The organism is Collinsella tanakaei (assembly GCF_030373545.1).
In the GTDB taxonomy this organism is placed as follows: domain Bacteria; phylum Actinomycetota; class Coriobacteriia; order Coriobacteriales; family Coriobacteriaceae; genus Collinsella; species Collinsella tanakaei_C.
Genome location: NZ_JAUDCO010000001.1, coordinates 324,913 through 337,494, shown reverse-complemented (window position 1 = coordinate 337,494; position 12,582 = coordinate 324,913). Strand labels below are relative to the sequence as shown.

Here is a 12,582-nt window from a genome sequence, read left to right as displayed (position 1 = left end):
GCAGCGCCGAGCGAGCGCATCGCGCCTCACATGCATCCCACTTCCACCTGCATCCGTTATACTGGTGGAACCTATTGTCTTAGCAAGACACCTCTGAATGGAGCGCCCATGATCCCGACCATTATCGGCATCGTTGTCGTCATCGCCGTCATCTGCGCGATCGCCGGCATCTATAACAACATGGTCACGCTGCGCAACCGCATCGACAACGCGTGGCAGAACATCGACACGCAGCTGCAGCGCCGAAATGACCTCATCCCCAACCTGGTGGAGACGGTCAAGGGCTACGCCGCCCACGAGAAGGAAGCGCTCGCGGCCGTGACCAACGCGCGCAACAACGCCGTTGCCGCCACCACCCCCGAGGATAAGATGGCCGCCGACGGCATGCTCACCGGCGCGCTGCGCCAGCTGTTCGCCGTGGCCGAGGCGTACCCCGATCTCAAGGCCAACACGAACTTCATCCAGCTGCAGACTTCGCTCGAGGACACCGAGAACAAGGTTTCCTACGCGCGTCAGAGCTACAACGACTGCGTGCTCAACTACAACAACGCCATCCAGACCTTCCCCGGCGTCATCTTCGCCGGCATCTTCCAGTTCAAGGAGCGCACGGGCTTCGAGGCCGAAGAGGCCGCCCGCGCCGTGCCGGAGGTCAAGTTCTAAAAACTTTGCTCAACAGACATTTTGTTATTTCGGTACCGCCCAGGCGAGCATCGCCTGGGCGGTACCCCCGTTTAGAAGACGGTTTTGCGGCGACCTGTCGAGTAGCCCCAAAATGCGCAAGCTCCTGAACAGGGCTTTTGTTGACGGCAAAGGGCTGTCTACTTGAGGTGTCCTCGCAAAACCGTCTTCTAAACGGGGGTAGTGGTTTTGGGGAACCGCCGGGGGTCCGAAAAGCACGGGGCCGGGGTGCGCAGCGCCCCAGCCCCCGTGCCGCATCAGTACCCGAGGGCCTGGAGCGCGAACATCACGACGGTAAGCACCGTGATGATGACGATGGTCGCCCAGGTGAGCACGTTCCACACGCGCCCGTTGCGGTATTCGCCCATGATGTGGCGATCCTGGGCGATAAACAGCAGGAACACCAGCAGGACCGGTAGCAGGACACCGTTGATGACCTGCGCACTCATCATGATCTGGAACAGGTTGACACCCGGCATGATCACCAGCAGCGCCGAGGCGACCACGATTGCCGTGATGATACCGCGGTAGACCGGCGCCTCCTCCCAGCTGCGGTCCGCGCCGCGCTCCCAGCCGAACGCCTCGCAGATCGCGCTGGACGTCACGCCGGGCAGCACGCACGCAGCCAAAAAACTCGCCGCGACCAGGCCCGACGCAAACAGCACCGTCGAGAACTGCCCCGCGATGGGTTCGAGCGCAAGCGCCGCGTCGGCGGCGTCCGACACCTGCACGCCCTCCGGATAGAGCACCGCGCCGGTCGTCACCACGATGAACCAGGCAACCGCGCACGCGATCACCGAGCCCGAAGCGGTATCGATGCGCTGCAGCACGATGCCGCTCTCGTCGATGTTCTTGTCCACCACGTTGTTCTGCGCTAAAAACACCATCCACGGCGCGATCGTGGTACCGATGGTCGCCACGAGCAGGCTCACGTACTCGGGTTCCGGCACGACGTGGGGCGAGACCGTCGCCGCGGCGACCTCCCCCCAATCGGGGCCAGCCAAAAACGCCGCCACGATATAGGTCACGAAGACGCAGCTCACCATGAGCAGCACCTTCTCGATGCGCTGGAAGCTGCCCGACATGGTGAGCAGCCAGATAGCCAGACCAACGAGCGGCACGGACACCGTCGCCGGCACGCCGAACAGCGCAAGGCCGCTCGCGATGCCCGCAAACTCCGAAATCGTCACCGCCGTGTTGGCCACCAGCAGCGCGCCCATCGCCAGCGCGCTCTTGCGCACGCCGAACCGTTCGCGGATAAGCGAGGCAAACCCCTTACCCGTCACGCAGCCGCAGCGCGCTGCGGTCTCCTGCACCACGATGAGCAACACGGCCATGAGCGGTAGCATCCACAGCGTGCCGTAGCCATAGCTCGCGCCGGCGCTCGAGTACGTGGCGATGCCGCCCGCGTCGTTGCCCGACAACGCGGCCAACAATCCAGGCCCCATCGCGCCGAGCACCATGCCGGCGGTCAGCTTTTCATGCATATTCCTCGCCATGAAGCGCCCATCCCCTTACGCGGCGACCATGGCGATGGCGACAACCGAAGCCACCGAGTACAGCACGCAAGCGATAAACACCGCCGATACGCTCAACGCGATACCCGAGGTGTTGAGGTCGTGCTCGTCGCGCCAGAACAGCACTTTCAGGTAGATGACCGACAAAGCGCAGGATGCAAACGTCACCGCCGCCGCACAGCCGAAGCACGCGGTGAGCAGGTAGGCCTGGATACCGCCGCCCAGCGACAGGGCGCCGTCGGCAAACACGGGCTCAGGGATACCGTCCGGATACGCCGCACCCAGCACCAGCTGGCCGCACAGGTAGATGAAGATTGCCATGACCAGGCCGACGCCTACCGTCTGCAGGAAGAACCCCAGGTAGGGCTTGTCGGCGTCGTCGGGCTCGTCGTACTCGAGGTAGTAGTTGCGCACAAACGAGACCACGCGGCTCGCTGCGAGCAGCACGACGGGCATCACGCACATGGGATAGATGAACAGCTCGCCCATCCCGATCGCCATCTCGAGCGACGCGGCCACGATGCCCGACGCGATGGCCCAGATGAGCAGCCAGTACTGGCGACGCGCGAACCACGAGAACACGTGCATCGACTCGCCCGTGCCTCCCTCGCCGCTGCCCACGCCTGCGATCTGCAGATCCTCGGCGTGCTCCTCGTTCATGACCTCCATGGCGTCGTCGACCGTGACGATACCTAAGATGTGGCGGTTCTCGTCGCAGACGGGCATGGCCGCAAGGTCGTACTTGGCCATCTCCTCCGCCACGTCCTCCTGGTCCTCGTCGGGCGTGACCCAGACCACGTCGCGATAGGCCAGGCTGTTCAGGCGCGCATCGTGCTCGGCAACGATCAGCGTGCGCAGCGAGAGCACGCCGGTCAGTGCGCCGGTGGGATCGGTCGTATACACGTAGTACACGCTCTCGAAGTCCTCGTCCAGCTTGCGCAGGCCGTCAATGGCGTCGGCAACGGTGGCGGTGGCCGGCAGCGCCACGAACTCCGAGGTCATGATACGACCCGCGGTGTTTTCCTCGTATCCGAGCAGGTTACGAATGGCGCGCTCCTCCTTGACGCCCATGAGGCGCAGGAGCTTCTCGGCCTTCTCATAATCGAGCTCATCGATCAGGGCGGCAGCGTCGTCGGGGTCCATGAGGGCGAGCATCGAGGACGCGTCGCGGTCGGACAGGCCTTCGAGCATCTCGGCCACGAGCTCGTCATCGTCGAACTCCGAGATAGCCTCGGCCGCCTGAGCGGTGTCGAGCTGCGCGAACACCTGGCCGCGCAAGCGCGGGTCGAGCTGCTCGATGATGTCGGCGATGTCGGCCGGGTGCAGCTCGCCGAGGGTTTTGTGCGACACGGAGAGCTTGATGTTTTGCGTCGAGCGCTCGAGCAGGTCCATGTAGGACCAGGCGATGATGTCCTCGGGCAGCGGCTTTCCCACCGCGCGGGCGAGCTTGATCGCCACGCGCTCGAGCGCCGGATGCAAGGAGCGCAGCAGGCCGCGCGCGCCGACCTCGGCGCCCAGCAGGCGCAGCTGGTTTTCGCCGGAGGCCGACAGCTTGATGTCGTTTACGCGGACGACCTTCATGCCCTGCGTGTCGACGATCTGCTTGTTCATGATGTCGCGCGCAAGCAGTACCTCGTCGGGCTGCAGGTAGGAGAAGCGGATGTCCGTGGCGGGCACCTTGAGGTAGACGCCGTCGTCATCGACGCGCTCGACGTATTTGCGCCACGAGATCATAAACGGCGTCTTGCCGGGACCCTGGAACGCAAGGGATGTCACATGGGGGAAGACCTCGCCGGTGGCGATGCCCAAGTCATTGACGATGCCGATTTTCTCGCCCGTCGAGTCGACAACGGGCAACCTGAGCATCTCGGAAAGATAGTTCATGGTGCTCCTTCGTGAAAGCTATGGCGGCGCAACCCCAGCGCGCGCCAGCCGAAGGGCACCCGCAGGGGTCAGCTACTGTGTGGTCGGGGTTTAGGTTTCACCAGTATCCTTTTCTCGTGACCCTGCAAAATAAGAGCCCAACGCAAATCGGGCTCTCCCATTCTATAGCATTTGGTTGGTAAAGGAAGCGCCGGCCTGACAAAGTGGCCGTATCGCCTTGACGGGCCGGCTGCGCAGGCGCCATCGGAGCCTGAGGTGGACAATTTGTTCAGATATGTAGGCCCGAGGCGCGCCGCGGATGCATCCGCGACGGCTCTCGTCAGCATTCGTCCTCAACAGGACGCCTCGAGACGGCCTCCAAGCCCATCGGGCCGTCCAATTGCCCCTCTTTTTCGACCGAGAGCCCCCTTTTGAGCGGTGGCAGACCTACATATCTGAACAAATTGTCCAAAACGAGCGCGCAAGAGCCGACGCCCGCCGGCGCTCTCGGGAGCGCCGGCGGGCGTCGGCAGGAAAAGCCCTGCAAAGGAGCATGACGCGCAGTCAAGCCGGCACTCCGGCGCTGCGTTAGACCTCGGGAAGGACGGCGTCCTCGGGCATCTTAACCGTGCCGTTGATGACGTCCTCGGGGAAGCGGCCGTCGAGCTCCATGAGCTCGGCCACGGTGACGAGCTCGTAGCCGTCCGCCTTCAGCCCCTTGATGATGTCGTCGAGGGCCGCGATGTCCTGCGAGCGATCGCCGCCGCCGTCGTGCATGAGCGCAATGGCGCCGTTGTAGGCACCGGACAGCACCTCATCGACGATGGCCTGGGCTCCGGGGAGCTGCCAGTCGAGCGTGTCGATGTTCCACAGCACGTTGCAGCTGATCAGGTCTCCGGCACGCGCCCACTCCGCCGAGGTGAACGCGCCGTAGGGAGCACGGATCATCTGCGGGCGCACGCCCGACGCCTCCTCGATCGAGTCGAACGCCTTGGTGATCTCGGATCGTAGCGTGTCGCGATCGCACTTGGGCAGGTTCTGGTGGGAGTTGGTGTGACTCGCCATCTCGTGGCCGTCCTCGACCACCGTCGCGCTCGTGGCGCTCGCCTGGGTACCTAAGTTGAAGAAGGTCGCCTTCACGCCGTTCTTCTTCAGAATCGACAGGATGTCGGGCGAATAGGAGCTGGGGCCGTCGTCAAAGGTGAGGGCGATGTACTTCTTGTCGCCCTGCGGCTTGGGGTTCAAGGAGGTCACCACCATGTTCGTGGGCTCCTCGACGACCTCTTTATCAACTGTCTCGCCGGACCGCTCGCCCACCCAGACGGTCTTCTTGCCGTTCTTGCCCCACTGCGAGACGAACTGGATGGCGCCGGAGCCCTCCATCTCGATGGTGGGCGCGATGTCGACGGTCTTCTCCTCATGCTTCTCCGTCGCATCGCCGCCGTCCTTGACGGAGATGTCGGCGTCCTCGGGCACCGTAAACGTAGCGAGGTCAGCAATGGCGACCGGCTCGCCGTTCACCTGGACGGTGCAGCGGTCGCCGCCCTTCTCGTCGAGCACTTTGCCGCCGACGGACATGAGCTTGCCCGGCTTGACGCCGAAGTAATCGTTGGCCTGGAGCAGCTCGTCGGCGGTGGAGTTGATGCGCGTGCTGTACGCGGTCCCGTTGACCGTGACGTCGATATTGCGCCAGAAGAAGCGGTAGCCGATGCCCAGCACCGCGGCCGCGACCAGCACGACCACGACACCGGCAGCGATGAGCGGGGTGCGCGGGCTCGATGCGCGCTTCACCTTGGTCGTGGACGGGCGGCGCGCCGCGGGGGCAACGCCCACGCGCGTCGACGGGGTAGCAGCGGCGCGCTGGCGCGAAGCGGCCTTCGTCGCGCCCGTGGCCTTCTTCCCGGAGGCCGCGGTCTTAGCGCCCGCCGCGGCGGCACTCTTCGCGCCGGTCGTCGCCGTGCGAGCGGAACGGTAGTGAGGGGCAGGCTGCGGCGCGCCCTTGGCGCGCGGGCGCGCGGAGCGGGGCGTAGCCGAAGGAGCCCCGGCCTTTCCCTGAGCGGTGTTCTTGCCCTGCTGCTTGCGATTGTTGTCGTTCATCGTCCTGCCCAGCTTCTATCTCCACGGCACCCGAACGCCCTGCATCGTGCTCGGCGCGCGGTCCTTGTCGATGGTCCCTCGCGCCGCATGATGCCAGCCATTTATCTACTCATTGTCTATCCTGCAAAGAAAATAGCCCCATGATTGTAGGCATATTCTGACCCACGGCTACGACTCTTCCGTATCCTCAGCCTTAAGTTGAGGCAATACCGCATCCTCGGGCATCGAGACACGGGAGAGGTCAACCGCCTCGGCGAGCTCCTCGTCGGTTTTGACGAGCTCAGACAGGCTGACGATGCGGTATCCCTCCTCCTGCAGCTGGTCGATGATCTGCGGCAGGGCCTCGACCGTCTGCGCGCCGCACGCGTCGTTGTCGGTGAGCAGCACGATGCTGCCGTTGCTCACCGAGCCCACGACCGTCTCGACGACCTGGTCGGCACCGGGCAGCAGGTAATCGCCCGAATCGATGTTCCACGTGACCACCGCGCTCACCAGATCGGCGGCGTCGGCCCAGTTCTGGTCGGTAAAGGTTCCGTACGGGGGGCGCAGCAGGCAGCACGGCTGCCCCGTGGCATCCGCGATGGCCTCGAAGCCCTGGGTGAGCTGGGTGCGCAGGTCATCGGCGGAAAGCTCGCCCAGGTCCGTGTCGCTCCAGGAGTTCGAGCCCACCTCGAATCCCGCATCCACGATCGCCGCGGCAGCCGCCTGAGCATCAGCGGTCCGGTCGCCCTGCAGGAAGAAGGTCGCAGACACGCCCTTCTCCTCCAAGATGTCGACGATCTGCGCGGTGTAGGAGCTCGGCCCCTCGTCAAAGGTGAGGGCGACATAGGTCCCCTCGTCGGGCGAGACGGAGCGGGCGCGCACGACGCAGTTTTGGACCTCCTGCACCACACCGCGGTCCTGCGTCTTGCCCGACACCTTGCCGGTCCACACCTCGGAACGGCCGGGGATGCCCCAGGTCTCCACGTAGCGGATCGCGCCGCTGCCCTTCACCTCGAGCGTGGGCTGGATGGCCGTCGCCTCGATGTCATGCTCCTCGTAGCGGTCGCGGCCGGCGCCGATCTCGAGCTCCTCCCCTCCCTCGAGGGTCGTGGTCGCAAGGTCGGCGTTGTCGATCTGCCGGCCGTTGAGCTTGACGGAGTAGCGTTCGCCGGCGCGCTTCTCGAGCACGCTGTCGTCCACGGCGAGCAGGTCACCGGCACGCACGTCGATGCCCTGGTCCTCGATGAGCTGTTCGATGGACGAGCCGATGCGCACCGATGCGTCCGCGCCGTTGAGGGTTATCCCCACGCTGCGGTTGAGGTACCAAATGATGCTTGCCACGAACAGCAGGGCCGCGCATCCCACGGCGATGTACACGTAGGGACGGCGCGAATCGCGGCGACGGGGGCTGAACGACGAGCGGTGGCTGCGTCCGAACCCCTGGGTGTGATGAAGATACTGGGCGCCGGGGCGCTTGGCGGTCCGGCGATGAGCGGCGGGAAGCCTGTCGGATGCGCTGCGCCGCTTATGCGGGCGTTTGCCCTTGGTGGAATAGGAGGTGGTGTAGTTAGGCAATGGTTCTCCCTAGTCCGAGCTCTAGAAAAGACTCTACCACATAACCCGGGCAGCACAGCGACGCTTGGGCGCACGGCACCTCGTGTTCACCGAGCGAGGCGAAGCGGTGCCGAGCCGCTCCATCGGGCGCAGAGACCGTGAGGTCGGGTGGGCGACGACCGCGAAATCCCATCCGCGGGAAGCTGGCGGCAAAGTCCCTTTTCACCTGCGTTCCGGAGCTCTCGCGTCAGGCCGGCACCGGCAACAGATCTCGCGCGCACAGCCGGCGGCTGTCGTCCGCCGAGGAACGAACCGCCGTCCAACGAGAAACCCGCCCGTGCGCAGCCGGCGGGCATGCGCGCGGGCGGGTCGTATACCGCAGCCTCGGCAGGTGCCTGTCGGCTACTTCTTTTTCTTCTTTGCAGGGCCGGCTGCCTTGCGATACTCGCTGGCAAACGCCGAGAACATGCCCTTGGTCTTGCCAAGCTGCTTGCCGAGGGCGCGGCTCCCCTTGTCCAGCGCGCGCGAGCCCTTGTCGTCGAGCTTCGCGGCGCCCTTCTTGACCTTCTCGCCGATGACGACGCTCGCCTCCGCCGCCTTGGCGGCAACACCGCCCGTGAGCTTCAGATTGAGCGTGTCGTCGGACACGATCATGGCGCCGTTGCGGTAGCCCACCAGGTAGCTCGCCGGGACCTCGAAGTTGCCCACAAGCGCCGAAGCAGCATCGCCCTCGGTGAGCACGAAGTGCTTCACCTGTCCGGTACGGCTGTTGAACAGCGCGTCCGCGCAGTATCCGACGCGCTCGCCCGACGCGGTAACGGCGTCCATGCCCGTCCAGATGAGGCACTCGTCCAGATTGACGCCTAGGCGCTTCGCGGCGGCGTCGTCGAAGTTCTCCTTGCTGTCAGCAACCGCCAAGACGCCCTCGTACACGTCGAGGGCGTCGAGCGCGATGAAGCGGTCGGGCTGCTTGATCATGCCCACCACGTCGGGGAGCTTGACCATGAAGCCCACGACACGCAGGCCATCGGGCGCAAAAACCGGAAAATGGATCTTGCCGAGCCGCTTGGGGTCGCGCGGGGTGCCGTCCTTGTTGGTGCGCTTGTCCGCTACCGGAGCCCGGTAGACCCGCACGCCCTGAATGTCGGCTACGAGCATCTACGCCTCGGGAGCGGGCTCGGGGTCAGCGACAGGCGCGGCGTCGTCGGCCACGGACTCCACGACCACGTCGGCCGCAGGGGTCACGTTGCCGCCGGCGATGGCGTCGTTCAGCTGCTCGCGGAGCTGGTCCATGCGCTCGCGGGCCAGATCGACCTTGGCGCGCAGTTCGTCGGTCTTGGCGTCGACCATGGGGCCGAAGTCCGTTGCGGCGGCGCGGGCCTGGTCAACACCCTGCTCGTAGATGTCGCGGGCGTTATCCCACGCGTCGTTAGCCATATCGGCGGCCATGGCGCGGGTCTCGGCTCCCGAGCGAGGAGCCATCAGGATGCCGGCAATCGTACCGGCAGCGGCGCCGATCACGGCACCTGCGACAAAACTGAATCCCTTACCCATGTTGCTCCTCCCATAGTAGAGTCAACGTTCAATGGAAATCTCATTATACCCGCGCGGGGCACGCCGCGACGCGAGCAAGCGCCATCGGCGCTATCGGCATCGGGCGCCGCATCTGAGCTGCGCCATAAACCAGCACCCGCCCGGGATGCCGCGCGATTGCGAGCCGTATGCCTACTCGGCAGACTCCTCGCCTGCGTCCTGCACATCCGCGGCGGCACCGCCGAATACCGGCTCGATATCGGCCACGCGCTTGGCGGGCGCGGCTCCCATCTTGGGGCGAATCCGGAAGCGATCCGCAAAGCGACGGCGCGGCTCGGGCTCGTCCTCGTCCTGCGCGACACCCACGGTCTCGGTCTCGATGGGGCCCTCGTCGACGGGCGCCGGCTCCTCGGCGACCTCGTCGGCCACAGAAGCGTCCTGGGCGCCCTCGGCGGCCTCGGGTTCGCCCTCCGTCGCGCCCTCGTCCTCGCCGCGCAGACTCAGCACGAGCTTGCGCAGGGCGGCAACCGTGCCGGCAAAGTCGGGTGCGGGCGCCTCGGGGTGCAGGAAGGCCCAGTCCATCATGAAGGTCGCGCTCGACAGCGAGCCGACGGTCAGCGCGTCATCCGGGCAGGAAAGCTCGATGTCAAACAGGCGCTCGTCGCCGACGACCGGGCGCGTGCGGCCGCACGAGACCTGGCCGGCAAGACCCGTCTCGTTCATAATCTCGACCGTCACGTGCTCGAGCAGGTGCGCGAGCTCGGTGTCGCCCATGCACTCCTGGAACTCGCTGCCCGCATCGCCCAGGCACAGGTGCTTGGCGATGGCCGGCGCGAGGTAGTACACGCGCGCCGTCGCCTCGATGTTCTCGGAGGTCCGCAACGGCATGCCGGGGTTGACCAGCACGCGCGCGCGGAGCGACTCCTTGCCCACCGTGATCTTCAAGATGTTGAACAGCTGCGCCATGGTTATCCGCCTTACCTATCGAATCCGGCGCGCGCCTCGCAGGCGAAGCGAAAGGCTACGCGTCCTTGTTGCTCTCGTCGTGCTGCTCTTCCTCGCCCTCGGCGTGGCTGCGCAGCTCCTCGGGGTCGGGGCCGGTCACGCGGATGAGCGAGATGCGCTGACCGCGCATGGACTGCACCTTGAACTTGTACCCGTCCTGCTCGAACACCTCACCGATGTCGGGCACCGAACCGCACAGGTCCAAAATCCAGCCGGCAACGGTCTCGTAGTCGTCGCTCTCCTCGATGGGCCAGCCGAGCTCGATGGCATCGTCGCACGAGAAGCGCCCGTCCACCAGCCACTCGCGACGCGAGAGGCGGGTGAGGTACTTGTTGTCGGGATCGAACTCGTCCTCGATCTCGCCCACGAACTCCTCGACGATGTCCTCGATAGTGATGATACCAGCCGTGCCGCCGTATTCGTCCACCACGACGACCATCTGCTCGTGCGCGGTCTGCATCTCGGAGAGCAGCGGCAGGATGTCCTTGGTATCCGGCACAAAGGACGCATCGCGCACCAGCGAACCGACCTTCATGGTGCCGTTGCCCTCAAGCACCGGCTCAATCAGGTCCTTGATGTGGGCGACGCCCACGATGCAGTCCTGATCCTCACGGTAGATGGGCACGCGGGAGTAGCCGGTGTCGCGCATGACGGAAAGCACCGTGGCGATGTCGTCGGTGTCCTCGCACATGGTCACGTCCACGCGCGGCACCATGACCTCGCGCGCGACGGCGTCACCCAGGTCGAAGACCTCGTGGATGATGCGCTTCTCCTCGTCGAGCAGGGTGTCCTGCTCGCTGATCATGTACTTGATCTCCTCCTCGGAGACGTTCTGGCGGTCGTCAGCGCTCTTGATGCCGAGCAGCTTGGACAGGCCGTTGGCCGAGGCCTGCGTGAGCCACACGAGCGGCTTCGCGATCTTGCGGAATGCGCTGATGGGGCCGGCGACGGACTTGGCCATGCCCTCGGCGTCGGACAGGCCGATGCGCTTGGGGATGAGCTCGCCGATGACGATGGACAGGTAGGACACGATCAGCGTGATGATGATCGGCGAGGCAATGGGCGCCGCCGCGGTGAGCGGGGCGAGACCGAACGACTCGAACCACGTTGACAGCGGGTCGGACAGCGTATTGGACGAGACGGTCGCCGAGAAGAAGCCCACGAGCGTGATGGCGACCTGGATGGTGGCCAAAAAGTCGGTGGAGTCGGTCGACAGCTCGAGCGCCTTCGCGGCGCGGCGGTCGCCTTCCTCGGCGTCGTGCTCGAGGCTGGCGCGCTTGGCAGTGGTAAGCGCCATCTCGGACATGGAGAAATAGCCGTTTAGGATGGTCAGAAGCAGGGTGGCAATGATGGAAATCGCAATGCCCATGTTGGTAGATCGAACCTCCGAAATCGAGTGGTAGACAGCGGGTGAGCCGGACGGCGCGCCGTCTGGCGACATGGCTTAGATCACGAAAAGAATCACCACCATGAAGATGAAGACGCTTCCGGCAAGCACCCACAGGTGCCAGACGCTGTGCATATAGCGGATCTTCTTCATAAGGTAGAAGGCGCAGCCGACGGTGTAGCACAGGCCGCCGACCACGAGTAGTGCCAAGGCGAGGGGCTCGAGCGCCGCCACGAGCTGCGGCAGGCGAAACACGACGAGCCATCCCATGATGAGGTAGATAAGGATGGTGACCCAGCGCGGCTGGCGCTGGCGGCCGATGATCTCGAAGGAGATGCCGGCGATGGTGAGCGTCCAGATGACCACGAACATGACGATGCCGCCGTACGGCTCGAGCGTAATGAGCAAAAACGGTGTGTAGGAACCCGCGATGAGCAGGTAGATGCAGCTGTGGTCGATGATGCGGAAGACGCGCTTCGCGGCCGGCACCTGGATGGCGTGGTAGAGCGTGGAGGCCAGGTACTCGAGGATGATGGAGACGCCGAAGACGATGGCCGACGCCATGTACGCGGGCTGCGCGCCGTCGAGCGCCGCCTTGACGATCAGCAGCACCAAGCCGGCGATACCGAGCAGCACACCGATGCCATGGGTGATTGAGTTCGCGATCTCCTCGCCCACCGTGTAGTGCGGGGGCTCCTTCTCGGCGGAGTGTTTGTCATGCGCGGGGCGCGGGTACTTGGGGCACGACCGACGGCGCTTGGGACACGTCGCGCAAACGTCGGCCTCCGAAGAAGCGGGGAGGGATTCGTCAGATTGGGGCACCGGGGCGGCCTGAGCGTCCGGCCCCGTGGTACTTCGCGATGTGGAACTGTCGCCTGATGCGGACATGTTGCTGAGCGATCCTCCAAATATAGACTGCTCAAAATCATAGCAGAATCGCTTGGACCCGCCAGCGACAAGTTGGTG

At 65.1% G+C, this 12,582-nt stretch carries 10 protein-coding genes; 1 reads left to right on the top strand and 9 read right to left on the bottom strand.

The window, feature by feature from the left end:
* Window positions 1–108 precede the first annotated feature (108 nt).
* A complete protein-coding gene (locus QUW00_RS01285; RefSeq protein ID WP_289612593.1) occupies window positions 109–660 on the top strand; it encodes a LemA family protein in 552 nt (183 codons plus the stop codon).
* Between the two features lie 275 nt (window positions 661–935).
* Here QUW00_RS01285 and QUW00_RS01280 read toward each other — a convergent pair whose 3' ends face one another.
* From QUW00_RS01280 to trhA, 9 genes are all read right to left on the bottom strand, one after another.
* Entirely contained in the window at window positions 936–2,177 is a 1,242-nt protein-coding gene (locus tag QUW00_RS01280) for an Nramp family divalent metal transporter (protein ID WP_289612592.1), read from the bottom strand.
* A 15-nt stretch (window positions 2,178–2,192) separates the two neighbouring features.
* Window positions 2,193–4,079 (bottom strand): magnesium transporter, encoded by a 1,887-nt coding sequence (locus QUW00_RS01275; protein ID WP_289612591.1) that lies wholly within the window; start codon window positions 4,077–4,079, stop codon window positions 2,193–2,195.
* A gap of 567 nt (window positions 4,080–4,646) precedes the next feature.
* Window positions 4,647–6,155, bottom strand: coding sequence for a polysaccharide deacetylase family protein (locus QUW00_RS01270; protein WP_289612590.1), 1,509 nt, complete (start codon window positions 6,153–6,155; stop codon window positions 4,647–4,649).
* A gap of 168 nt (window positions 6,156–6,323) precedes the next feature.
* On the bottom strand, window positions 6,324–7,712 hold the full coding sequence (locus QUW00_RS01265; protein WP_289612589.1) for a polysaccharide deacetylase family protein: 1,389 nt from the start codon (window positions 7,710–7,712) through the stop codon (window positions 6,324–6,326).
* 381 nt (window positions 7,713–8,093) lie between these two features.
* Complete coding sequence (locus tag QUW00_RS01260; RefSeq protein WP_289612588.1) at window positions 8,094–8,849, bottom strand: PRC-barrel domain containing protein; 756 nt, start codon at window positions 8,847–8,849, stop codon at window positions 8,094–8,096.
* A complete protein-coding gene (locus QUW00_RS01255) occupies window positions 8,850–9,245 on the bottom strand; it encodes a YtxH domain-containing protein (protein WP_289612587.1) in 396 nt (131 codons plus the stop codon).
* A gap of 171 nt (window positions 9,246–9,416) precedes the next feature.
* Window positions 9,417–10,190 carry a cyanophycin synthetase family protein gene (locus QUW00_RS01250; RefSeq protein WP_289612586.1) on the bottom strand — a complete coding sequence of 258 codons (774 nt, stop codon included), beginning with the start codon at window positions 10,188–10,190 and terminating at the stop codon, window positions 9,417–9,419.
* A 55-nt stretch (window positions 10,191–10,245) separates the two neighbouring features.
* Window positions 10,246–11,598 carry a hemolysin family protein gene (locus QUW00_RS01245; RefSeq protein ID WP_289612585.1) on the bottom strand — a complete coding sequence of 451 codons (1,353 nt, stop codon included), beginning with the start codon at window positions 11,596–11,598 and terminating at the stop codon, window positions 10,246–10,248.
* Window positions 11,599–11,673: 75 nt separating this feature from the next.
* Window positions 11,674–12,438, bottom strand: a complete 765-nt coding sequence (trhA, locus tag QUW00_RS01240; protein WP_289612584.1) for a PAQR family membrane homeostasis protein TrhA — start codon at window positions 12,436–12,438, stop codon at window positions 11,674–11,676.
* Between the last annotated feature and the right edge of the window lie 144 nt (window positions 12,439–12,582).

What these genes read in the sequence shown, in the direction of transcription:
- QUW00_RS01285 (WP_289612593.1), top strand. Translation starts at nt 109, where the DNA reads ATGATCCCGACCATTATCGGCATCGTTGTCGTCATCGCCGTCATCTGC.
- QUW00_RS01280 (WP_289612592.1), bottom strand. Translation starts at nt 2,177, where the DNA reads ATGGCGAGGAATATGCATGAAAAGCTGACCGCCGGCATGGTGCTCGGC.
- QUW00_RS01275 (WP_289612591.1), bottom strand. Translation starts at nt 4,079, where the DNA reads ATGAACTATCTTTCCGAGATGCTCAGGTTGCCCGTTGTCGACTCGACG.
- QUW00_RS01270 (WP_289612590.1), bottom strand. Translation starts at nt 6,155, where the DNA reads ATGAACGACAACAATCGCAAGCAGCAGGGCAAGAACACCGCTCAGGGA.
- QUW00_RS01260 (WP_289612588.1), bottom strand. Translation starts at nt 8,849, where the DNA reads ATGCTCGTAGCCGACATTCAGGGCGTGCGGGTCTACCGGGCTCCGGTA.
- QUW00_RS01255 (WP_289612587.1), bottom strand. Translation starts at nt 9,245, where the DNA reads ATGGGTAAGGGATTCAGTTTTGTCGCAGGTGCCGTGATCGGCGCCGCT.
- QUW00_RS01250 (WP_289612586.1), bottom strand. Translation starts at nt 10,190, where the DNA reads ATGGCGCAGCTGTTCAACATCTTGAAGATCACGGTGGGCAAGGAGTCG.
- QUW00_RS01245 (WP_289612585.1), bottom strand. Translation starts at nt 11,598, where the DNA reads ATGGGCATTGCGATTTCCATCATTGCCACCCTGCTTCTGACCATCCTA.